The organism is Euzebya rosea, from assembly GCF_003073135.1.
GTDB lineage: Bacteria > Actinomycetota > Nitriliruptoria > Euzebyales > Euzebyaceae > Euzebya > Euzebya rosea.
On the sequence record NZ_PGDQ01000001.1, the window covers coordinates 343,881 to 366,634 of the forward strand.

20 protein-coding genes are annotated in these 22,754 nt (G+C 71.7%); 15 read left to right on the forward strand and 5 right to left on the reverse strand.

All coding sequences use genetic code 11. The features are described from left to right. Nucleotide 1 precedes the first annotated feature (1 nt). Both CUC05_RS01460 and CUC05_RS01465 read left to right on the forward strand, forming a co-directional pair. Entirely contained in the window at nt 2–1,054 is a 1,053-nt protein-coding gene (locus tag CUC05_RS01460; RefSeq protein ID WP_108664289.1) for a M14 family metallopeptidase, read from the forward strand. Further along, nucleotides 1,054–2,442, forward strand: a complete 1,389-nt coding sequence (locus CUC05_RS01465) for a WS/DGAT/MGAT family O-acyltransferase (RefSeq protein WP_108664351.1) — start codon at nt 1,054–1,056, stop codon at nt 2,440–2,442. Before CUC05_RS01460 ends, CUC05_RS01465 begins: the two co-directional genes overlap by 1 nt. Nucleotides 2,443–2,461: 19 nt before the next feature. Here the strand turns inward: CUC05_RS01465 and mca are convergent, their stop codons facing one another. Further along, nucleotides 2,462–3,346, reverse strand: a complete 885-nt coding sequence (gene mca, locus CUC05_RS01470) for a mycothiol conjugate amidase Mca (RefSeq protein WP_205712077.1) — start codon at nt 3,344–3,346, stop codon at nt 2,462–2,464. A 24-nt stretch (nt 3,347–3,370) separates the two neighbouring features. Further along, the gene (locus tag CUC05_RS01475; RefSeq protein WP_108664291.1) at nt 3,371–4,201 is read right to left on the reverse strand and encodes a competence/damage-inducible protein A; all 831 of its coding nucleotides are present in this window, start codon (nt 4,199–4,201) and stop codon (nt 3,371–3,373) included. A gap of 42 nt (nt 4,202–4,243) precedes the next feature. Between CUC05_RS01475 and CUC05_RS01480 the strand changes: the two genes are divergently transcribed. The 12 genes from CUC05_RS01480 to CUC05_RS01540 all read left to right on the forward strand — a co-directional run bounded on the left by CUC05_RS01480 (nt 4,244) and on the right by CUC05_RS01540 (nt 19,634). After that, a complete protein-coding gene (locus CUC05_RS01480; RefSeq protein WP_157965084.1) occupies nt 4,244–5,110 on the forward strand; it encodes a hypothetical protein in 867 nt (288 codons plus the stop codon). 35 nt (nt 5,111–5,145) lie between these two features. Then, nucleotides 5,146–6,177, forward strand: a complete 1,032-nt coding sequence (locus tag CUC05_RS01485; RefSeq protein WP_108664293.1) for a hypothetical protein — start codon at nt 5,146–5,148, stop codon at nt 6,175–6,177. Nucleotides 6,178–6,329: 152 nt separating this feature from the next. Then, complete coding sequence (locus tag CUC05_RS01490) at nt 6,330–6,995, forward strand: biliverdin-producing heme oxygenase (protein ID WP_108664294.1); 666 nt, start codon at nt 6,330–6,332, stop codon at nt 6,993–6,995. After that, nucleotides 6,992–8,071 (forward strand): hypothetical protein, encoded by a 1,080-nt coding sequence (locus CUC05_RS01495; RefSeq protein ID WP_108664295.1) that lies wholly within the window; start codon nt 6,992–6,994, stop codon nt 8,069–8,071. Before CUC05_RS01490 ends, CUC05_RS01495 begins: the two co-directional genes overlap by 4 nt. Further along, the gene (locus tag CUC05_RS01505) at nt 8,068–9,126 is read left to right on the forward strand and encodes a heme/hemin ABC transporter substrate-binding protein (protein ID WP_205712078.1); all 1,059 of its coding nucleotides are present in this window, start codon (nt 8,068–8,070) and stop codon (nt 9,124–9,126) included. The genes CUC05_RS01495 and CUC05_RS01505 overlap by 4 nt, the downstream gene beginning before the upstream one ends. Continuing rightward, nucleotides 9,123–10,211, forward strand: a complete 1,089-nt coding sequence (locus tag CUC05_RS01510; protein WP_205712079.1) for a FecCD family ABC transporter permease — start codon at nt 9,123–9,125, stop codon at nt 10,209–10,211. The genes CUC05_RS01505 and CUC05_RS01510 overlap by 4 nt, the downstream gene beginning before the upstream one ends. Continuing rightward, a complete protein-coding gene (locus tag CUC05_RS01515) occupies nt 10,208–11,050 on the forward strand; it encodes a heme ABC transporter ATP-binding protein (RefSeq protein WP_157965085.1) in 843 nt (280 codons plus the stop codon). Before CUC05_RS01510 ends, CUC05_RS01515 begins: the two co-directional genes overlap by 4 nt. 62 nt (nt 11,051–11,112) lie before the next feature. Next, nucleotides 11,113–12,486, forward strand: a complete 1,374-nt coding sequence (locus CUC05_RS01520) for a cell wall-binding repeat-containing protein (protein ID WP_108664298.1) — start codon at nt 11,113–11,115, stop codon at nt 12,484–12,486. A 440-nt stretch (nt 12,487–12,926) separates the two neighbouring features. After that, entirely contained in the window at nt 12,927–14,570 is a 1,644-nt protein-coding gene (locus tag CUC05_RS01525) for an ABC-F family ATP-binding cassette domain-containing protein (protein ID WP_108664299.1), read from the forward strand. 267 nt (nt 14,571–14,837) lie between these two features. Then, entirely contained in the window at nt 14,838–16,508 is a 1,671-nt protein-coding gene (ettA, locus tag CUC05_RS01530) for an energy-dependent translational throttle protein EttA (protein ID WP_108664300.1), read from the forward strand. 199 nt (nt 16,509–16,707) lie between these two features. Beyond that, the gene (locus CUC05_RS01535) at nt 16,708–18,972 is read left to right on the forward strand and encodes an MMPL family transporter (RefSeq protein WP_170127889.1); all 2,265 of its coding nucleotides are present in this window, start codon (nt 16,708–16,710) and stop codon (nt 18,970–18,972) included. Next, on the forward strand, nt 18,969–19,634 hold the full coding sequence (locus CUC05_RS01540) for a TetR/AcrR family transcriptional regulator (protein WP_170127890.1): 666 nt from the start codon (nt 18,969–18,971) through the stop codon (nt 19,632–19,634). Before CUC05_RS01535 ends, CUC05_RS01540 begins: the two co-directional genes overlap by 4 nt. 15 nt (nt 19,635–19,649) lie before the next feature. On the opposite strand, the gene CUC05_RS01545 is transcribed toward CUC05_RS01540, so the two are convergent. The 3 genes from CUC05_RS01545 to CUC05_RS01555 all read right to left on the reverse strand — a co-directional run bounded on the left by CUC05_RS01545 (nt 19,650) and on the right by CUC05_RS01555 (nt 22,005). Continuing rightward, nucleotides 19,650–19,832 (reverse strand): hypothetical protein, encoded by a 183-nt coding sequence (locus CUC05_RS01545; RefSeq protein WP_108664303.1) that lies wholly within the window; start codon nt 19,830–19,832, stop codon nt 19,650–19,652. Between the two features lie 71 nt (nt 19,833–19,903). Next, complete coding sequence (gene cysS, locus CUC05_RS01550) at nt 19,904–21,049, reverse strand: cysteine--tRNA ligase (RefSeq protein WP_108664304.1); 1,146 nt, start codon at nt 21,047–21,049, stop codon at nt 19,904–19,906. A gap of 245 nt (nt 21,050–21,294) precedes the next feature. Then, nucleotides 21,295–22,005 (reverse strand): ribonuclease HII, encoded by a 711-nt coding sequence (locus tag CUC05_RS01555; RefSeq protein ID WP_108664305.1) that lies wholly within the window; start codon nt 22,003–22,005, stop codon nt 21,295–21,297. Between the two features lie 245 nt (nt 22,006–22,250). Between CUC05_RS01555 and CUC05_RS01560 the strand changes: the two genes are divergently transcribed. Beyond that, complete coding sequence (locus CUC05_RS01560; protein ID WP_108664306.1) at nt 22,251–22,727, forward strand: hypothetical protein; 477 nt, start codon at nt 22,251–22,253, stop codon at nt 22,725–22,727. Nucleotides 22,728–22,754 lie beyond the last annotated feature (27 nt).

Sequence of the window (22,754 nt, forward strand, 5' to 3'; positions counted from 1 at the left end):
GGTGCTCTTCCACCACATCGAGGACGACGACGCCATCTGGGACCTCGTCGCGGATCGTTCCGACGAGGAGGTGCTGGCCGAGCTCGACGGCAAGCCCGCGTTGATGCACCTCGAGGGGACCCTGCCAGGGCCGCACCGGATGATCTCGGTCATGCTGCACGGCAACGAGGACTCCGGCCTGCGCGGCCTGCTGGCCTGGCTGCGCGACAAGCCGCGTCCCACCCATCCGTTGTGGCTGTTCATCGGCAACGTGCGGGCGGCCACGCAGGACGGATGGTTCGCCCACCGGTACCTGCCGGACCAGGAGGACTTCAACCGGGTGTGGGGCATCCACCCCGTGTCGACCCGGATGCGCCGCTGCGCATCGGAGGTCCTGGCGATCGTGACGGCACAGCCGCTCGACGCCGCCATCGACGTGCACAACAACACCGGCGACAACCCCCTGTACGCCATCGTGCCCCGTCCGCTGGAGGAGACCTACGCGCTGGCCGGTGCCGTGGCGGACGTGGGCCTGCTCTGGGGCACCCAGGAGTACACGTTGATGCAGGCCCTGGAGCCGTACTGCCCGGCCATCGCGGTCGAGTGCGGCATGGCCGGGGTGCCCGAGCACGCCGACCTCGCCAGGGGCGTGATCGAGCGGTTCGTCGCGATGCCCCACATCGATCCGACCATGCCCAGGCCCCCTCACCTGTTCCAGGTGCGCTACCGCGTCGAGGTCCGTCCGGAGGTGGCCTTCGACTTCGTCGACGAGCTCGACCCCGACGAGCTCGACTTCGCGATCCAGCCGGGCCTGGACCGCAACAACTTCGGGATGCTGCTGGCCGGCGTGCCGATCGGGAGGATCCTTCCCGGCAGCGACCTGCCGCTCGTCGTCACCGACGTCGACGGCAACGACGCGACCGGTCGGCTGTTCGACGTCCGTGTCGACGGCACGGTCGTCACCGCCGAGGACATGGTTCCCGCGATGATGACCCGGACCCATCTCCAGACCAGGCGCGACTGCCTGTTCTACGTCGTCCGTCGCAGGGCGGAGGAGGGGGACCCGTGGGCCTGATGCCGATCACCGACTCGGGGTTCCTCGACGTCGAGGGCCGCGAGCGGCCCATGCACGTCGGCAGCCTCGCGTTGTTCTCCCCGCCCGAGGGCGCCGGACCAGCCTTCGCCGGCGACCTCTACCGTCGGGCCATGGCCACCCAGGAGGTCTCGCGCCGCCTGCGGATGAAGCCGGTCCGCAAGGGCGGTGTGGGGCCCTGGGAGTGGCAGGAGGACGATGCCATCGACCTCGAGTACCACGTCCGGCACTCCGCCCTGCCGCACCCGGGTCGGGTCCGTGAGCTGCTGGCGCTGGCCAGCCGCCTGCACGGCACCCTGCTGCACCGGAGCCGGCCGCTGTGGGAGTCCAACGTCATCGAGGGGCTCGAGGACGGCCGGTTCGCCGTGTACACCAAGATGCACCACGCCCTGGTGGACGGCGTGACGGGCATGAAGCTGCTGCAGCGGTCGTTGTCCACCGACCCCGACGAACGGGACGCCCCGGCGCCGTGGGCACGCATGGATCCGCCGCCGCGAGTCCTCGACCCCGGCGAACCCACCGGACGGCCCAACCCGCTCCGTGCGGTGCAGGGCGCGGTCGCCGGTGTGGCCTCGGGCGTTCGTGAGGGGGTCCGGGCCGTCACCGGGTCCTCGGAAGCCGCCGTGCGCACGTTGTGGCGCTCGTTCTCCGAGGAAGCCTCCCGCATGCCGTTCCAGGCGCCCCGGACGATGTTCAACGTGCCGATCAGCGGTGCCCGACGCTTCGCCGCCGACGGCTACGCCATGGACCGCATCCGTGCGGTCCGCGACAGCACGGGCGCGACCGTCAACGACGTCGTCATGGCCATGTCGGCGGGGGCGTTGCGTCGCTACCTGCTGGACCTCGACGCGTTGCCGGAGGATCCGCTCATCGCCGCCGTGCCCGTGTCGTTGCACGGGGAGGGCTCCGGCGACGGCAACAACGTCGGCATCGTGCTGTGCAACCTCGGCACCCACCTGGCCAGTCCCGAGGCCCGGCTGGAGCTGGTCCGCGAGTCGATGGACCGCGGCAAGCTGACGCTGAAGGGCCTCAACCAGCTCGGCACGCTGATGCTGTCGGCCATGAACTTCGTGCCGGCCGGGCTGGGCGCACTGCCGTTCGACCTCGACGCCCTGCGACGGCCGGCGTTCAACGTGCTGATCTCCAACGTGCCCGGACCGCGACAGCCCCTCTACTTCAACGGGGCGAAGCTCGACGGCCTGTACCCGATGTCGATCCCGACCGACGGCCTGGCGCTCAACATCACCGTCACCACCTACGACGGCGAGCTGCAGGTCGGCCTGACCGGCTGCCGGCGAACCGTCCCGCACCTGCAGCGCCTGCTGACCCACCTCGACGACTCCCTGACGGAGCTGGAGGCCCTGGGCTGACCGGTGTCGGATGCCTCGCTCAGGGGCGGGCGACGGGCAACCCGGCGAACAGGTCGTCCTCGGGCTTGTCGGTGACGACCTCGCTGTGGGCCAGCCGGAAGTCCTCCCACGGGTAGACCTCTGCGATCAGGTCGTCGGGCACCTTGAACCAGTTTCCCGCCGGGTCGACCTGGGTGCGGTGTGCCCGCAGCGCCTGGCCGCGAAGCCCGATGTACTCGCCGACGTCGATGGATGTGGTGATCCGTTCGGCGCGGGAGGTGTCCCAGCCGTCGATCCACTCACGGAACGGCGACTCGATGCCGCGGACCTCGCACTCGGCCTGCAGCATCGTCAGCCGCCGGTAGGTGAAGGTCATCTGGTAGTAGACCTTCGACGCCCGCCACGCCGGTCCGAACTCGGGCACGAAGGTCGGGTCGGCCGCTGCACGCCAGGCCGCCATCGTCGCGGTGTGGGTGCGGATGTGGTCGGGGTGGGGATAGCCGCCGCGCTCGTCGTAGGTGACCAGGACCTGGGGACGGGTCTCGCGGATGATCGGCACGACCCGCTCCAGCACATCGGCCATGGGGACGTTGTAGAAGCAGTCGTCGGTCAGCACCGACCCGTCACCGTCGAAGTCCTTGACGTAGCCGGAGTCGGGGAACCCGATGTCGAAGTGGTCGGTCACGCCCAGCAGGCGCAGCGCCTCCGCCAGCTCACCCTTCCGGACCTCGACGAGGTTGTCCAGCACGTTGGGCTCGTCGGCCATCGCCGGGTTGAGGATCTCGCCCTGCCCGCCGTCGGTGAACGTCACCACCGACACGCGGTACCCCTCCTTGGCGTAGCGGGCCATCGTCCCGGCCCCCTTGGAGGACTCGTCGTCGGGGTGGGCGTGCAGGAACATCGCGTGGGGTGTCGAGGCGCGCATGGGCACCCAAGCTAGCTGTCGCCCTCAGTCGGTCCAGCGGCTGGCCCAGGCCGTCTTCAGCTCGGTCGCGCCGGGGTCGCCGTCGAGCTCCTGCAGGTAGGCACGCACGACCGACTCGGCCGCCTCGACCCTCCTGCGTTCGCCCTTCAGCCTGATGGTGCACTCCTTGCCCGGGTAGGAACCCAGGTGCACATCGGGGAAGTCGGCGACCAGACGGTCGAACACCGGGTTCAGCGAGGACTCCGGATACCCGTGGGTCATCTCGACCACGTGCTGTGGCGTCCCGACGCCGGTCAGCAGCTCGGGCACGATCCCGTCGGTGTAGATCCGCTTCAGCTCGCCGGGGATGCCGGGGAGGATGACGATGGTGACGCCGGCGTCCGCCAGCCCGCCATCGACGTCGACGGCCACGCCCGGCGCGACCCCACGCGCCCCCTGCAGCAGGTAGGTCCCCTCCGGCACCCGGGCCATGCGACGCATCGCCCGTTCGTGGTCCGGTGTCACCGTGGCACCGGTGCCGGCCGTCCACTCCAGCGCCAGCGTGATCCGACGGTCGATCTCCTCGTTGACCACCAGGTCACGACCGAGCGTCGCGGCCACCGCCTCCATCGTCAGGTCGTCGGGGGTCGAGCCGATGCCACCGGACGTCATGATCAGCCGGGGTCGGCTGCGGCCGAGCTCCATCCGCAGGCCCTCGTCGATGGCGGCCATGGTGTCGGGCACGGTCTGCACCCGGTCCAGCGGGATGCCCTGCACCTGCAGCTGCCCGGCCAGCCAGTGGCTGTTGGTGTCGTGCACGAAACCACCCAGGATCTCGTCGCCGATGACGACGATCGAGGCGCGCAGGTCCGACATGGATCACAGCATGGCACGCCACGCGCACTACGCTGCGGCGCGATGTACATGTCCACCGACGATGCCCGCAGCGACTTCTTCCTGGCCGCGGCCGTGTACGTGATCGGCCCCACCCTGCTCAGCGCACTCCTGCGCAGCACCGGCGGGTTGTTCAACGGCACGGTCGGCCAGTGGCTCCTCGCGGTCGGGGTTCCCGTGCTGCTGATCGCCGCCATGCCGCTGTACCTGATGCGTTACCGCGACGAGAGCTGGTCCAGCCTGCTGCGCGGCTCGGGTGACGCCGCGCCGCTGGGGCTCGCGCTGGTCGCGCCGGTCGTCGTCGGGGTGCTCCTGGGCGACCTGATCGCCGGGGGCGGGCTGGTCGACGGCCTCACCGGCACCTTCCAGAACCCGATCATCCTGGTCGGGCGGGTGCTTCGCTGGCTGTCGATCGCGGTGCTGGCGGTGTTCCTCTGGCGTCGTGCGGAGTACGCGTTCCGATCGATCAGCGAGCGGATGGAGGTGCTGGTCACCCGTGCCGCCGCGGCGACGATCGGCGCGTCCGTCGTCGCGTCGTTGCTGCTGCTTCCCCGGGTGTCGACGATCGGCTTCGTCATGGCGCCGCTGGGCTTCGCCGCGGCGTGGTTCCTGGCCACACGACTCGTCCCGGCCACCGGGATGGGGGAGCAGTGGCAGGTCTACGCGCCGCTCATCACGCTCGCGCTCGGTCCGCTGGAGATCTTCGCGCTCCTCACCGACCCGCTGGACTTCCTCGTCGGGCTGCGTACGGCGGGCATGGTCGCGGGCTTCGGCCTGCTGTCGGTGATGGCCCTGTCGGCCGGCAAGGGGCCGCGGATGCCGATCGTCATGGCGGCGGCGTTCGCGCTGCTGACCAGCGTGCCGGTGTTCGGGGCATCCCTGGGGCTGTAGCAGCCAACGCGGTCCGACGTCCCTACTGTGGGGGCATGCCGAACAGGACGTGGATGCTCGGCGTGGCCGTGGTGTTCCTCGCCCTCGCAAGCCTTGCCCTTGCCGGTTCCGCCCTGTCCGGACCGGAGGGCGACACGCCGCGGTGGATGCTGGGGGCCGACGTCGGCACCAAGATCCTCGATGCCGGCCGTCAGCACACGTTGACCATCGATCGGCTCGACGGCGAGCACCTCCGCCTGCACGGCCCCAAGCCACAGGCGGCACCCCCTGCACCGGGGGAGGGGCTGGCGGCCTTCGAGGGGCTGTCGACCTGGATCGACACCTACGACACCGACCTGACCCCCGCCCAGCAGGTCGACCTGGCCGCCGCCAACGGCGTGCAGGCGATCTACCTGCAGGTCTCGCGGGAGTCCACCAACGGGGCGCTGCACGACCACGACCGGCTGGCCGAGGTCATCGAGCTGGCCCACGACGCCGGCATCCGGGTGATGGTGTGGACCATCCCGGCGTTCGAGGATCCCGAGCTGGACCTCGCCCGGGCCAAGGCCGCCATGGCGTTCGTGACGCCGCGTGGTGACCGGCCCGACGCGTTCGGGCTGGACATCGAGGTCGACGACCTGGCCGACGTGGCCCTGCGCACCGAGCGGGTCCTCGAGCTGTCCGCGGAGCTGCGCGACTGGGTGGGGCCGGACTACCCGATGGCCGCGGTCGTCCTGCCGCCCATGCAGCTGGAGGTCAACACCACCTGGTGGCCCGGGTTCCCCTACGCGGCCCTGGCCGAGCACTACGACGTGTTCGTGCCCATGAGCTACTCCAGCTACCGCGGCACCGACACCGTGATCACCCACCAGTGGAACCACGACAACGTCGTCCGGCTGCGCCAGCTGGTCGGTGATCCCGACCTGCCGGTGCACCTCGCCGGCGGCATCGCCGACCGCCTGCCCGAGGTGGCGACGTTCGTGCAGGCCGCGCAGGACACCGGCGTGATCGGGGCGGGGCTCTACGACCTGCACACCACCCCGCCGGCGGCGTGGACGGCGCTCCAGGCGCTGCGGACCGACGGCTGAACCCACTCCGGCGGACCGAGCAGCCCGCGACGCGTCGACGCCACGAGGCCGAGTTCCTGCTGTCCGACCGGACGAACCACGGTTTCCCGTTGGGTTAGGTGTCCCTTACCTTAGTTCGGGTCACGTCCCCCTCACCCTGGGAACCCCGCCTGATGTCCACACCGCAGTCACCGTCGCAGTCCGTCGCCGATCCGTTCTCGGAGGTCCTCCGCCAGCAGACCCAGGACGCCCACCGCGCCGCCGAACGTGCCCCGTTCGTGGGCGCGCTGATGAGCGGCCGGCTCGGTGGCGAGGCCTACGTCGACTTCCTCGGCCAGCTGTACCGCATCTACATCGCGCTCGAGGAGAGCGCGGAGCTGGTCGCCGACGATCCGGTCGTCGGGGACTTCCTGGACGCCCGGCTGCACCGCGTGGCGGCGATCGAGTCCGACATGGAGGCCCTGGTCGACCACCGCTGGCGCCAGGTGATGCCGCCGGCCACCGACGCGACCGCTGCCTACGTCGAGCGCATCTGGACCGCGCCGCGGGACTGGCCGAGCGCGTTCGTCGCCCACCACTACATCCGGTACATGGGTGACCTGTCCGGTGGACAGATCATCGCCCGCATGCTGACCCAGCACTATGGGTTCGGCGAGGACGAGCTGTCGATGTACCGCTTCGGCGACATCAAGGGGCCGGTGTTCAAGCAGACCTACCGGGCCAAGCTCGACCACGCGCCCTGGAGCGAGGACGAACGTCGCCGGCTGATCGACGAGTCCACCCTCGCCTACGAGTTCAACACCTGCATCTTCGACGACCTCGGAGCGCGATACCTGTGACCCCCACCCGAACCGGGGTGTCGCCGCACCCTCGGGGGTGGGCCGGCGCCGCCGTCGCCAACCTGCCGGCCCTGCTGCTGGTGATGCTGCTGGCGGGCACGACGATCCTGCTCGCCCCCGTGCCTGCCGCCGCCGCGCCGAGCATCCAGGTCACACCCGACACCGACCTGGACCCCGCCGGCCACACCGTGACCGTTCGCGGGGACGGGTACGACACGACCAAGGGCATCTACGTCGCGTGGTGCGTCGTGCCGCCCCCCGGACAGGTGCCCTCCCCCTGCGGCGGTGGCGCCGACCAGGAGGGCACGTCGGAGTCCTCGGTGTGGGTGTCGTCCAACCCACCGCCCTACGGGGTCGGGCTGGCACGGCCCTACGGCCTCGGTGGCACGTTCGAGGTCGACCTCGTCGTCACCCGGTGGATCAACGACGAGGTCGACTGCCTGGTGACCGCGTGCGCGGTGACCACGCGCAACGACCACACCCGCACCAACGACCGGTCCCAGGACGTGTTCCACCCGGTCTCCTTCCGGGCCGAACCGACGACGCAGCCAGAGCAGCCCCAGCCGACACAACAGCCACAGCCGCCTGCGTCGACGCCGCAGCCCGAGCAGCCACAACCCCAGCAACCTCGGCCCGCGCAGCCGCAGCCCGAGCAACCGCAGCCCACGCAGCAGGCGCAGGTTGAGCCGACGCAACAGCCCCGGTCCACCGCGCCTGCGTCGACGGCACGGCCCGCGTCACCGTCGAGCGAGCCGAGGGCGACCCAGACCGTCGCCCCGCCGATCCCGAGCGGCAGCACCGCCCCGCTGGACGGCGCCACCCCCGAGGCGCTGGTCGCGATCGAGGCGGGTGGGGTGGCACCGGTCGACGCATCCGGCACGTCGCCGACCCCCGTCGCGCCCACGGCCGACGCCACCGATGCCGGCTCGCCCGGATCGCCCGCGTCGTCGACCACCGCGCTCGTGGCGTCCGACGGCGAGGCGCCGGTCGACCGCGGGCCGCTGATCCTGCTTGCCGCGCTGCTGACCTCCTCCACGGGTGTCGCGGCCATCCGCCAGAAGCGGCGGGAGCCGTGACCCGCCTGCTCGCCGCCGCCCTCGTGGCCATCGGCCTGCTCACCGCCTGCGCCCCGGGGGCCACCGAGCCGGCGCCCGTCGGCGGCGAGGTCCAGCCGGCCGCCGTCGCGGCCGGCGACGTCGACCGCGACGGGTCGGAGCCAGCCGAGCGTGCATCCGACCGCCTGCCCGTGGCGATGGTCGACGAGCCCCTCCCCGTCCTGCCCGAACCGACGCCGACGCTCCCCGTCACCGTCACCTCGGCTGACGGGGCCACCGTGGAGGTCGCCGACGCGTCCCGGATCCTGCCGCTGTCCGGCGGGGTGGCGGAGGTCGTGTACTCCCTCGGCCTCGGCGAGTCGATGGTCGGCCGGGACGAGCAGGCGACGTTCCCCGAGGTCGCCGACCTGCCTGTCGTCACCGACGCCCACTCGGTCTCCGCCGAGAGCGTCCTGTCGCTGCACCCCACCGTCGTCATCGGCGACACCCTCACCGGGCCCCCCGAGGCGCTGGACGCCATCCGTGGCGCCGGCGTGCCCGTCGTCCTCGTGCCCGAGGCGTGGACCCTGGACGACATCTACCCCCGCATCGAGGCGGTCGCCGACGCCCTCGGCGTGGCCGACGCGGGGGCCGAGCTGATCGACACGACCCGTCAGCGGGTCGACGCGGCCGCCGCGCAGCCGCTGGATCCCGCACCCACCGTGGCGTTCCTCTACCTCCGCGGCACGGCAGGCGTGTACCTCCTGGGCGGTGACGGCTCCGGCGCCGACGCCCTGATCGAGGCCGCGGGCGGCATCGACGCCGGCTCGGCGCTCGGCCTGGCGCCCTTCACCCCGCTGACCAGCGAGGCGCTGGTCTCCGCCGCGCCCGACGTGCTGCTCGTCATGACCCTCGGCCTCGAGAGCGTTGGCGGACTCGACGGGCTGGCCGAGGTCCCCGGCATCGCCCAGACACCGGCCGGTGCCAACGGCGACATCGTCGTCGTCGACGACGGGCTGCTGCTGTCCTTCGGCGCCCGCACCCCCGCGGTGGTCGAGCACCTCGCCGAACAGCTGAGGGAGTGGGCCACCCCGTGACCGCCGCGACCCCCACCGCCGTCGAGGCCACGGCACGCCGTCTGCCCCGCCCCCGGCGACAGCTGTCGGGACCCATGCTGCTGACCGTGCTCGGGCTGCTCTGCGTGGCCGTCGCCGTCGCCGCCATCGCCGCCGGGGCCTTCGAGGTCGGGGTCGGCGACGTCGTGCGGATCCTCGCCGACCCGTTCACCGGCGCCGCCGCCGACGTCGACCCGATCGCGCGCGACGTCGTCCTGCAGATCCGGCTGCCGCGGGTGCTGCTCGGCCTCGTCGTCGGCGCGGGGCTCGGCACCGCCGGTGCGCTGCTGCAGGGCATGTTCGGCAACCCGCTGGCCGAGCCGAGCATCATCGGCGTGTCGGCCGGATCGGCCGTCGGTGGGGTCTTCGCCATCGCGCTGGGGGCCACCGCGGCCGGCCCGTGGGTCCTGCCCGCCGCGGCGTTCGCCGGCGGGCTGGTGACCACGTTGGTGGTCTACGCGGGCGCGCGGTCCGGCGGCCGGACCGAGACGGTGACCCTCGTCCTGACGGGTATCGCCGTCAACGCGATCGCCGGTGCCCTCATCGGCCTGGCGATGTTCATCTCCGACGACGCGGAGATCCGGTCCATCACCTTCTGGTCCCTCGGCAGCGTGGCCTCGGCGTCCTGGCGCAGCCTGCTGATCGCCGGACCGCTGGTGCTGGGCGGCCTGGTCGTGGCCGGCCGCTTCGCCCGGCCGCTGGACCTGCTGGGCCTCGGGGAGGGACCTGCCGGCCACCTCGGCGTCGACGTCGGCCGCCTGCGGCTGCAGCTGATCACCGTCGTTGCCGTGCTGACCGCCGCGGGGGTGGCCGTCTCCGGGATCATCGCGTTCGTCGGGCTGGTCGTGCCGCACCTCGTCCGGCTGCTGGCGGGCCCTGCGCACCGCACGGTCCTGCCCGCCAGCGCCCTCGGCGGCGCCGTCGTCCTGACCGCCGGCGACATGCTGGCGCGGACGATCGCAGCGCCGGCGGAGATCCCGCTGGGTGTGCTGACGGCGTTGCTGGGTGCCCCGGTGTTCCTGGTCCTGCTGCGCCGCACCCGTCGGCAGCAGGGAGGATGGGCATGACCGCCGTCTTCGCCGACCGTCCGGTGGACGACCGCCCCACACCGCACCGCACGCCTCGTCGTGCAGCCGGAACGGCCCTCCTTGCCCTTCGACAGGTGGGTGTGGCCCGTCGGGATCGGACCATCCTTCACGACCTCACCGTCGAGGTGGCCGCTGGCGAGCTGGTCGCCGTCGTCGGGGCCAACGGCGCCGGCAAGTCCACGCTCCTCCACGCCGTGTCCGGTGACCTGTCGCTCGCGTCGGGCACCGTCGAGCTGGACGGCGCGCCGCTGTCGTCCCTGCGGGCCGTCGACGCGGCCCGGCGACGGGCGGTGCTGACCCAGGACGCGACCGTGGCCTTCCCGTTCTCCGTGCGCGACGTCGTCATGATGGGACGGGCCCCGTGGCACGGCACCGACGCCGCGGGCGCCGACGACGCGATGGTGGACTGGGCGCTGGAGGCGGCCGGCGTCGCCGAGATGGTGGACCGTCCGGTGACGCAGCTGTCGGGAGGGGAACGCGCCCGCGTCATGCTCGCCCGTACCCTGGCCCAGGACACGCCGCTGCTGCTGCTCGACGAGCCCGTCGCGGCGCTGGACCCCCACCATGCCGACCGGATCCTGGCGGTGCTCGCCGCCCGCGCCCGTGCGGGGGACGCCGTCGTCGTGGTCCTGCACGACCTGACCGCCGCCGCTGCGTGGTCGGACCGGATCGTGCTGCTCGCCGGCGGTGGGGTGCTCGCCGCCGGCCTCCCGCAGGAGGTCATGACCGCCGAGCTGCTGGGCCGTGCCTACGGCGCCCCGATGGAGGTCGTCGCCCACCCCCGGACCGGCGCGCCCATCGTGCTGCCCGCGCGCTGAGCCCCACCCCCCGTCCCACCGAACCGTCGCCGACCGTTCCCCGACCCCGAGGTCACCCAGCCATGTCACGCCGAACCCCGCGCCCCGTCCGCCTGCTTGCCCTCCTCTGTGTCGTGCTCGCCGTCGGTGCACTGGTCGTGCCCGTCGCCGCGCAGGACGAGTTCTCGCTGACCGTCGAGCCGACCGTCGGCCTGGCCGAGACCGACACCGTCACCGTCACGCTCGCAGGGACCCCGTCGGGGCAGGGGCTGTACGTGCGCCAGTGCATCGCCCCCGTGGGGGAGGAGCGGCCCACCGTCTGCGACGGCACCGGATCGTGGGCGACGCTGCCACCGGGGCTGCCGGGCACGCCCGACGGCTCGCTGCAGCCATCACAGGGCTCCTTCGGCTTCCCGGTCGCCCAGGCCTTCGGCGACGTCGACTGCACTGCCGTGCAGTGCGGGATCTTCACCCGTCGGGACCACAACGCCCCCAACGACACGTCGTTGGACCGGTGGGTGCCGATCACCTTCGCCGCCGGGGTGCCCGGTGGGGCACGGGCCGTCGAGCGGGTCCAGGGAAGCGACCGGTTCACCACCGCCGCAGCAGCCGCCGGGTCCGTCGACGAGGCCGCGGTCGCGTACGTGGCCAACGGCACCGGGTTCGCCGACGCGCTGGCCGGTGGCCCCGCGGCGATCCTCGACGGGGCACCGCTGCTGCTGGTCGAGTCCGACGCCGTGCCCGCGGCCACATCGGACGCATTGGCCGAGCTGGCTCCCGAACGGATTGTCCTGCTGGGCGGCGAGGGGGCCATCGGCACCGCTGTCGAGCAGGAGCTGGCCGCAATCGCACCGACCTCGCGCCGTTCGGGGGCCGACCGGTGGGCCACCGCCGCGGCCGTCAGCGCTGCGACGTGGCCCGACGGGGCGACCGACGTGCTGGTGGCCTCGGGCATCGACCATCCCGATGCGCTGTCGGGCGGCGCCGGCGCGGGGATGCTCGGCGCCCCGCTGCTGCTGGTCGCCAACGACTCGGTGCCCGCTGCGACGCGGGCGGAGCTGGAGCGCTTGTCCCCGTCGCGCATCACCATCCTCGGCGGCCCGTCATCGGTGTCCGCGGCGGTGCAGCAGGAGCTGAACGGCATCGCCCCGACCACACGGATCGCCGGGACCAGCCGGTTCGACACCGCGGCCGACGTCGCGACCACCCTGTGGTCCTCGGGAACCCGTCGCGCCGTGGTCGTCAACGGCGAGGGCTTCGCCGACGCGCTGTCGGCGGCGCCGCTGGCCGGCCTGTTGGGCGGTCCGGTGCTGCTCGTGACCCGCGACACCGCGCCGCAGGAGACGCTGGACGCGTTGGACCAGCTGGGCGTGACGACCGTGACCGTGCTCGGCGGCCCGAACGTGGTCAGCGATGCCGTTCTCGACACCCTTGCCGGTGGGACGACGTCGCAGTAACCTCTGTTCCACAATGCGCCTGTAGAGCACCCCTCCCGACCACCACCACGGCTTTCCGTGTCGCGTGCGTCGTCATGGGTGCTCGTCGCGTTCTCGCGCGAATCGTCGGTGATGCCGGTCCTGTCGAGGGCATGGATCACCGTCGCGCGAGGACCGAAGGGTGCTGCGCGCGCGGGAAGCAGAAACGGACATCTCCATGCCTGCCTCGTTCAACAACAACCGTTCGCGTCGCCCCGTCCCGCCTCGTCGCCCCGCCCGCCCGTCCAACGGGCCGAGCGGGCCGAAGGGTCCGCGGGGCAAGGGGCCCACGCGGCCGGCACCACCACGCCTTGCCCGCCGACACCCCGGCCGCCACGGCCAGCGCTGACCCGGTGCGCGACGCCGGCCGTCCCCATCGGGGCGGCCGGCGCCCGGGGACATCCGACCGTACGCTGTCGCCCATGTCACAGCTCGTCGCGGAGGGGATCCGCGTGGCCTTCGGCGGTCAGGACGTCCTGCACGGGGTCGACCTCACCGTCCGCCCCGGCGCGACCGTCGGCCTGGTCGGGCCGAACGGCGCCGGCAAGTCCACCCTCCTGCGTGTCCTCGTCGGCCTGCTCGTGCCCGACGAGGGCGCCGTCACGCGCACCGGCACGGTCGGCCTGCTCGCCCAGGAGCACGACCGCCGTCCCGACGAGACCACCGCCCAGCTGCTGGCCCGCAGGACCGGCGTGTCGGACGCCGAGCGGAACCTCGAGCTGGCCACCCAGGCGCTCGCCGACGGCACCGACCCCGACGGCGACGCCTACGACGACGCGCTGCAGACCTGGATGGCGGTCGGCGCGGCGGACTTCGAGTCACGCGTCGAGCAGGTGCTCACCGACCTCGGGCTGCCGCTGCGGCTGCTCGAGGCCCCCACGGTGGGACTGTCCGGCGGGCAGATGGCCAAGGCGTCGCTCGCCGCGATCCTCCTCTCCCGCTTCGACGTCCTGCTGCTCGACGAACCGACCAACGACCTCGACCTCGACGGGCTCGACCGGCTCGAGGCGTTCGTCGCCGGCTACCGGGGCGGCATCGCGGTGGTCTCCCACGACCGCGAGTTCCTCGCCCGCACCATCACCGAGGTGCTGGAGCTCGACCCCGTCAACGCGACGTGGTCGACCTTCGCCGGTGGCTGGGAGGCCTACCTGACCGAACGCGAGGTCGCCCGACGGCGCATGCGCGAGGCCTACGAGGCGTCGGAGGAACAGCGCAGCCACCTGGTGGCCCAGGTCCAGGGGGCCAAGGAGCAGTCGGTGCGTGGGGCACTCCGCGCGAAGAAGAATCCACCGGACCCCGACCGGGCTGCGCGGGGCGCCCGGATCGAGGCCGCCACCAGCGGGGCCAAGAAGGTCCGTGCCCTCGAGAGCCGGCTCAACCAGCTCGACCGCACCCTGGCCAACGAGGGCGTCGCGGAACCACGCAAGGAATGGGAGCTGCGCCTCGAGCTGCCCAGCGCCCCCCGGTCCGGTGACGTCGTCGCCCAGCTGCGCGACGCCACCCTCGTCCGCGGCAGCTTCACCTTCGGCCCGGTCACCCTCGACCTGGCGCAGGGCGACCGGGTGTCCATCGTCGGCCCCAACGGGTCGGGCAAGTCCACCCTCCTCGGCCTGCTGCTCGGCCACCTCCAGCCCGACAGCGGCACCGCGACGCTCGGCAGCCGGGTCGTCGTCGGCGAGCTCGACCAGGCCCGCGGCGCGCTCGCCAGCGACGACACCGTCGTCGACCTGCTGGTCGCCCACAGCGGCATGGAACCCGTGGAGGCCCGCACCCTCCTCGCCAAGTTCGGCCTCAAGGGGCCGCGTGCCAACCGGGCGGCCGCGGACCTCTCACCCGGCGAACGCACCCGCGCGGTCCTCGCGATGTTGATGGCCACCGGCACCAACCTGCTGGTGCTCGACGAGCCGACCAACCACCTGGACATGCCCGCCATCGAGCAGCTCGAGGACGCCCTCGCCAGCTACGACGGCACCCTCCTGCTGGTCTCACACGACCGTCGCCTCCTCGACGCCGTCACCACGAGCCGAACGTGGACGGTCTCCGACGGGCTCGTGTCGACGACCTGACCGCTGCGGCCAGCCCACCGTCCGACGATTGGCATCCGGCCACGATTGTGGCGAGGGGTGCACGGGTGCACCGGATCCGACGATCGTCGCCGTCGACCGATCTGGCCACATTGGCGTCCGGCCACGATTGTGGCGAGGGGAGCACCCGTGCACCGGATCCGACAATTGTGGCGAACGGCCAGTTTCGCCGGGCGGGGATGGCTCCGTTCGCCGACGGTCTCCGACGGACGGGTTCGCGCCAGCTGACGACCGATAGCCTGTGCGGCCATGGCTGAGTACGTGTACGTGATGAAGGGCCTCACCAAGCTGGTGCCGCCCTCCAAGGAAATCCTGTCCAACATCTGGCTGTCGTTCCTGCCGGGCGCCAAGATCGGCGTCATCGGGCCCAACGGCGCCGGCAAGTCCACCCTGCTGCGCATCATGGCCGGGGTCGACACCGAGTTCGAGGGCGAGGCGTGGGCCGCCGACGGGGTCAACGTCGGCTACCTGCCGCAGGAGCCGCAGCTCGACCCGGACAAGACCGTGGAGGAGAACATCCGCGAGGGCGTCGGCGAGACCGTGCGACTCCTCGAGGAGTTCAACGACCTCTCCATGAAGATGGCCGAGGAGCTGCCGGACGAGGAGATGCAGAAGGTCTACGACCGGTTCGCCGCCGTCCAGGACAAGATCGAGGCGGTCGACGGCTGGGACCTCGACCGCCAGCTCGAGATCGCGATGGACGCCCTGCGCGTGCCGCCGGCCAACGCCGACGTCACCAGCCTCTCCGGTGGTGAACGCCGCCGCGTGGCCCTGTGCCGCCTGCTGCTGTCCAAGCCCGACATGCTGCTGCTCGACGAGCCCACCAACCACCTCGACGCCGAGTCCGTCGCGTGGCTGGAGCGCTTCCTGCAGGACTACAACGGCACCGTCGTCTCCATCACCCACGACCGGTACTTCCTCGACAACGTCGCCGGCTGGATCCTCGAGCTCGAGCGCGGCAAGGGCATGCCCTTCGAGGGCAACTACTCCGGCTGGCTGCAGCAGAAGCAGGAACGCCTGCGCCAGGAGGAGAAGACGGAGTCCAAGCGGCAGAAGACCCTGGCCCAGGAGCTGGAGTGGGTCAACGCCAGCCCCCGCGCCCGCCAGGCCAAGTCCAAGGCCCGTATCTCCGCTTACGAGGACCTGGTGGCCAAGGCCGGCCAGTCCCGCGACAGCAACATCGAGCTGACGATCCCCCACACGGGTCGCCTCGGTGGCGTCGTCGTCGAGGCCGACCACCTCTACAAGGGGTTCGAGGACCGGCTGCTCATCGAGGACCTGACGTTCAGCCTCCCGCCGGGCGGCATCGTAGGGATCGTGGGCGCCAACGGTGCCGGCAAGTCGACCCTCTTCCGCATGATCATGGGAGAGGAGAAGCCCGACGAGGGCAGCCTGCGCGTCGGCGAGACCGTCGACCTCGGCTATGTCGACCAGAACCGCGACGCGCTGGACCCCAACAAGACCGTCTTCCAGGAGATCACCGACGACAACGACCTGCTGGAGATCGGCGGTCGCGAGGTCAACGGACGGGCCTACTGCGGCCAGTTCAACTTCAAGGGCGCCGACCAGCAGAAGAAGGTCGGGCAGTGCTCGGGTGGTGAGCGCAACCGCATCCACCTGGCCAAGCTGCTGCGCAAGGGCTGCAACCTGCTGCTGCTGGACGAGCCGACCAACGACCTCGACGTCGACACCCTCCGGGCGCTGGAGGAGGGGCTGCTGTCCTTCGCCGGCTGTGCGGTGGTCATCAGCCACGATCGCTGGTTCCTCGACCGTGTCACCACCCACATGCTGGCCTTCGAGGGCGACAGCCAGGTCGTCTGGTACCCCGGGACGTACTCGGAGTACGCCGAGGACTTCAAGCAGCGGCACGGTGGCGACGACCAGCCCCACCGCATCAAGTACAAGCCGATCAGCCGCTGACCCCACAGCCCTGACCGTCCCCGCGACGGACCCCACGACGCCCGGCCCCTGCGGCCGGGCGTTGTCGTTCCGCCACGGCGCCGCGCTGGCCGAGCGGGAATCCGGTGGCAGGAGCCTGTCAGCAGCGATGTTGACACCGTCAACTTGACGTCGTTATCTTCGCGTGGAACCCGTTACTCCGCATCGAAAGCGACCACCCGTGTCGACCACCACCACACGAACCCCGCTGTCAGTCCGCCGTCCATGGGTGATCGCCCTGCTCGCCCTCGTCGGATTCGTCGTCGCCGGCGCCTTCGGCGGTGACGTGCAGGACTCGCTGGTCTCCGGCGGGTTCGACGACCCCGGGTCGGAGTCCTCGGCGGCGGCGGCGATCGTCGCCGACACCTTCGACGGGGGTGCTCCCGACGTGGTGCTGCTGGTCACCGCCGCCGACGGATCCGTCGACGCCCCCGAGGTGGCCGCCGCGGGCGCTGCGCTGACCCAGGACCTGGCCGGTCGCGACGAGGTCGTGCAGGCCACCAGCTACTGGACCCTCGGCGCCGCCCCGCCGCTGCGGTCCGTCGACGGTGACCGGGCGCTGGTCCTCCTCCGCTTCGCCGGTGACGAGAGCCAGCGGCTGGACCTGGCCGGCGAGCTGCGGGAGGAGCTCCACGGCACCGACCTCGACGGCGTGGCCGAGGTCGCCGTCGGTGGCATGTCCGCGGTCTTCAGCGAGGTCAACGAGACCGTCGAGTCCGACCTGGTCCTGGCCGAGGTCGTCGCCCTCCCGCTGACGTTGATCCTGCTGATCGTCATCTTCGGGTCGGTCGTCTCCGCCATGCTGCCGCTGGCGATCGGCGGCCTCTCCATCGTCGGGACGTTCCTGGCCCTGGAGCTGATCGCCGGGCTGACCGACGTCTCGATCTTCGCCCTCAACTTCACCACCGCCCTCGGGCTGGGCCTGGCCATCGACTACGCCCTGCTGGTGGTCAACCGATACCGGGAGGAGCTCGCCGCCGGCCACGACCCGGCCGCGGCCGTCACCCGCACCGTGCGCACCGCCGGGCGCACCGTGGTGTTCTCCGGGCTGACGGTCGCCTCGAGCCTCGTGGCCCTGCTCGTGTTCCAGTTCGCCTTCCTCAAGTCCTTCGCCTACGCCGGGATCGCCGTCGTCGGCCTGGCGGTCGTCGGCGCGGTCGTCGTGCTCCCGGCCGTCCTGGTCCTCCTCGGCCACCGCGTGAACGCCCTCACCGTCCGCCGGCCGAAGGTCACCGCCCCGGGGGAAGAGGCCGACGGCGCCTGGCACCGCATCGCCATGACCGTGATGCGTCGACCCGTCCCCATCGCGACGGTGTCCACGCTGGTCCTGCTGCTCCTCGGCGTGCCGTTCCTCGGGGTCGAGCTCGGCTTCCCCGACGACCGGGTGCTGCCGCCCGGCGCGGAGACCCGCGAGGTCAGCGAGATCCTGCGGACCGAGTTCGACAGCCGCGAGCAGTCGGCCCTGTCCGTCGTCGTGCCCGATGTCGATGCCCGCGGCGTCGACGCCGACGACATCAGCAGCTACGCCCAGCAGCTCAGCACCCTCGACGGGGTGGCCCGCGTCGACGCAGCCGTCGGGTCGTTCATCGGCGGGTCCCGGCTTCCGGTCGAGCTGCCCTTCGCAGCCGCGCTCGCCACCGGTGACACCACCTACCTGCAGGTCGTCCCCGACGTCGAACCCATCTCGGCGGAGGGCGAGCAGCTGGTCGCCGACGTCCGCGCGGTCCAGGCACCCGCCGACGGCGTGCTGGTCGGTGGCCCCTCAGCGGAGCTGGCGGACTCCAAGCGCGGGCTGATCGACCGGCTGCCCGTGGCCCTCGCCCTCATCGCCGTCATCACCTTCGTGGTGCTGTTCCTGTCGTTCGGGTCGGTGCTGATGCCCGTCAAGGCGATCGTGCTCAACCTGCTCAGCCTGACCGCCACGCTCGGCGCGATGGTGTGGGTCTTCCAGGACGGCCGCTTCCAGGACGCGCTCGGCTTCACCGCCACCGGGTCGTTGACCGTCACGATGCCTATCCTGCTGTTCGTGCTCGCGTTCGGGCTGTCGATGGACTACGAGGTGTTCCTGCTGTCACGCATCAAGGAGGAGTGGGACCGCACCGGCGACCCGATCGGTTCGGTCGCCCAGGGCCTGGAGCGGACCGGTCGCATCGTCACCGCCGCCGCGGTGCTGATCGCCGTGGTGTTCGTGTCCTTCGGCATCACCGGGTCGGTCAGCTTCATGAAGCTGTTCGGCTTCGGCATGACCCTCGCCGTGCTGGTCGACGCCTTCGTCGTCCGCACCACGCTGGTCCCGGCGTTCATGCGCCTGGCCGGCGGGGCGAACTGGTGGGCCCCCGCGCCGCTGCGCGCCTTCCACGACCGCTTCGGGTTCAGCGAACACGCCGACCTCGACGACGAGATCGTCCTCGATCCCCTTCGCACCCCGGTGGACGCCACCCCGTGACCGACTCCGCAGCCGCACCACGGGACACCCAGCCCAAACGAGCGGTGGGCCATCGTGCCGACGCCGGCCAGGGCGAGCTGCTTCGGGCCCAGCTCCTCGACGCCGCCGAGGCCCAGCTGACCGCACGCGGGTCCATCCAGGCCGTGTCGTTGCGGCAGGTGGCGCGCGACGTGGGGGTCAGCGCCACGTCGGTGTACCTGCACTTCACCGACAAGGACGACCTGTTCATCGGGGTGTGCCAGCGACGGTTCGAGGCGTTCGCCCAGCTGCTCCGTGAGGCACGGGAGGGGCTGCACAGCGCCGCCGAGCAGGTCAAGGCGACGGGGAAGGCCTATGTGCGTTTCGGCATGGAGCATCCGGAACAGTACGCGATCCTCTTCGGAGGCGTGGTCCCGGTCGACACGGTGAAGGCGCGCATCCCGGAGGAGGAGCTGGCGGGCTACCAGGCGCTCCTCGAGCTCGCCGCGATCGTGCAGCAGGGGATCGAGTCGGGCGAGTTCCGCCAGGTCGACCCGTTCATGGCGACGCTGACGCTGTGGTCGACGGTGCACGGCCTCGTGGGGGTGCTCGCCCACGGCTTCGGCATGATCGGCGAGGTCGACGTCTCGGTCGCCACCGACACGGTCACCGATTTGTTGCTGGACGGGCTCCGGGCATCCTGACGCCCGTGGGCTGGGTCAGCTAGTGCGCGGGGCGTGCACGGCGAAGCGACGCGTCGCGGTGCGTCCCTCGACCGCGATCTGGGCCAGCAGTCGTTCGACGACCAGACCGGCATCCTGCGGCTCCATGACGTGGAGGTTGGCGAGCGTGGCGTCGAGGCGCTGGCGGGCGGTGGGCGGGGTGAGTGTCGTTGGGCTCATGCCCTCGTATCGGCGATCCGGACGAGACCCTGAGCGTCGTTCATCGGTGAGGTCGCCCCGGTGTGGGTCGATCAGGCCCCGAGGGAGAACCCCAGCTGGGTCGCCGCGGCCCGTGCGGCCATGCCGTTGCCGGCTGCCACCGCGTCGTCGATCAGACGGATGGCGCGAGGGGTGTCGAGGTCGTCGTCGACCGCCGCCGCCACCGCCGCGACCACGCCGTCGACCGCGAGCGGGTCCCCGTCGGCTGCGCCGTGCCAGCCCTTGACCGCGGTGGCCGCCGACTCCATGTCGGCCTCGGTGTAGGTCCATCCCGACCGGTAGTGGTTGGACAGCAGCAGGCGGCGCACCGCGTCGGCGTCGTAGCGGTCCAGCAGGTCGCCGAGGAACACGAGGTTGCCCAGGCTCTTGGACATCTTGACGTCCTCCAGGGCAACCATGCCGACGTGCATCCAGACCCGGGCGAAGGGGCCCTGTCCGGTCAACGCCTCGGACTGCAGGATCTCGGCTTCGTGGTGGGGGAAGACGAGGTCGTTGCCGCCGCCGTGGATGTCGATCGTCGAGCCGAGGTGCTCCATGGCCATCGCCGAGCACTCCAGGTGCCAGCCGGGTCGCCCGGCACCCCACGGGGTCGCCCACGACGGCTCGTCGGGCAGGCTCGGCTGCCACAGCAGGAAGTCCAGCGGGTTGCGCTTGCCCTCGGCGTCGGGATCCCCGCCCTTCTCGGCGAACTGGCGCAGCGCCTCGTCCCGGTCGAGCCGCGAGAACGCCAGGTAGTCCTCCATCGAGTCGACGTCGGCGTAGACCCGTCCGTCGGGAAGGGCGTAGGCCACGCCGCGCTGGAGCAGCCCCGACACCATCGGGATCATCGCCGGGACGGTCTCGGTGGCGAAGGGGATGACGTCCGGCGGGCGCAGACCCAGGCGGGTCAGGTTGGCGTGGAAGGCCGCCGCTTCGCTGCGGGAGAGGACCTGGTAGTGGATGCCTCGCTCACGGGCCGTCCGCAGGATGTCGTCGTCGACGTCGGTGACGTTGCGCACGTACACGACCTCGTGCCCCTCGGCCTCCAGGCGCCTGATGAGCACGTCGAAGATCGTGTAGACGAAGGCGTGCCCGAGGTGGGCGGAGTCGTAGGGGGTGATGCCGCACACGTACAACCGCACGGTGGCGCCGGCCACGAAGGGAGCGGTGGTGGACGTGCGCGTGTCGAACAGCTGCATGGGTGCGTGATCCTGTCTGGCGAACGCGACGTTGGCCGGCCCCAACGTAGCGGCGCGACCGCACATTCCCGTGCACGGCGGGACTCCCGATGTGGACACGCCGAAAAAGGGAGAAGCCCGGCGAAGAGCGCAGTCAACTCTCCGCCGGGCCGTCGGGGCGCCCTGGGGCCCCGGAGACTTCATCATGGCCGGCCGGTCCCGACCTCGCCATGGTTATTGGGGATGGTTGTCCACACCCGAATTGACTAGTCCGTTCTCACGCTGGGTGAACGAGGGTCACCGTCGAGGAGCTCCGCGATCGGGGTCCAGGACGTGCGATGCAGGACGCAGGGACCCTGCTCCCGAAGTGCCCGGCGGTGGACAGGGGAGGGGTACCCCTTGTTGGAGTGGAAGGCGTAGGGCGGGTGGCTCGGGGAGTGGTCGACCATCTGCCGGTCGCGGGTGACCTTGGCCACGATCGAGGCCGCAGCGATCGACGCGGAGTGGGCGTCGCCGTGGACGATCAGCTCGTTGTGCGTGTCCTGCCCGGCGAGGAAGTCCCAGTTGCCGTCGAGCAGCAGCACGTCGGGGGTGAGGGCCAGCCCGTCGACGGCCCGGTGGGCGGCCAGCTGCATCGCGGCGCTCATCCCGAGCCGGTCGATCTCCTCGTTGCTCGCCGAGGCGACCGACACCGCGAGGGCGAAGTCCAGGATGCGGTCGTGCAGCTCCTCACGCCGCGTGTGGTCCAGCTGCTTGGAGTCACGCAGCTTGTACATGCGCCGGTCGGTCGGCAGGACCACGGCGGCGTAGGTGACCGGCCCGGCCCACGCACCACGACCCACCTCGTCGACCCCGGCGACGACGTGGCCGTCGTCCCAGTGCCGGCGTTCGTGCCGCAGCCCGGGGACGTCGGGCAGGCGGATGCGTCGGCCGTTGACGTAGGTCACGTTCTTGCGGCGGGAAACGGGCAGTCCCATGGGCCTTCGGTCGAGTCGAGGACGGGTCGTGAGGGCAGGGTAGCGCCCGCCGCGGCACCCACCGACGCCCCCGAGTGCCACCCCCGCTCGACCTTGCAGAGCGTTGCAGGCAAAAGCCTAAGGTAATGACCCCCTCGTGCCGATGGGGAGGACAAGAGGATCACCATGGACCGGTGGTCGACGAGAGACGGGCAATGGACGCCCCATCAGTGACCCGCGACAGCGGGTCGGAAGGTCGTCCAGCGATGCCCACCACGATCCCAGTCCCCACCGCCCACGCGACGTGTCTCCACGAGACCCTGGACGCGGTGCGTGGCGAGACGCAGGTCCTGAAGATGGCCGGCCTGCTCTCCGTGAGCGCCGACGACCTGCTCGATGGCGGCGGTACCGGACTCGGCGACTGGATGGGTGACCTCGCGGTCGCGGTCGAGGAGGGCTCCGGTGCGACCGTGCTGCTGCCCGTCCGTGACCCCAGCATGCTCCAGCACATCGTCTACGGCATGTCCGCGGTCCTCGTGTGGGCCCACGAGCTGCGCGCCGAGGGCCGGATCGCCACGACCATCCCGACCGAGGCCGTCGCGGCCTGGTCGGAGATCGAGCGGGTCGCCGGCCTCGGAGGCCGCACCGCGATGGCCATGGGCTACGAGAGCGGCCGGTTGACCGGTGCGGAGGACCTCCGGGTCGAGACCGTGGAGGAGCCGGCGGCAACCGCCGCCGCCTGAGCCCGATCGGCGCTCGACGCGGGCCGG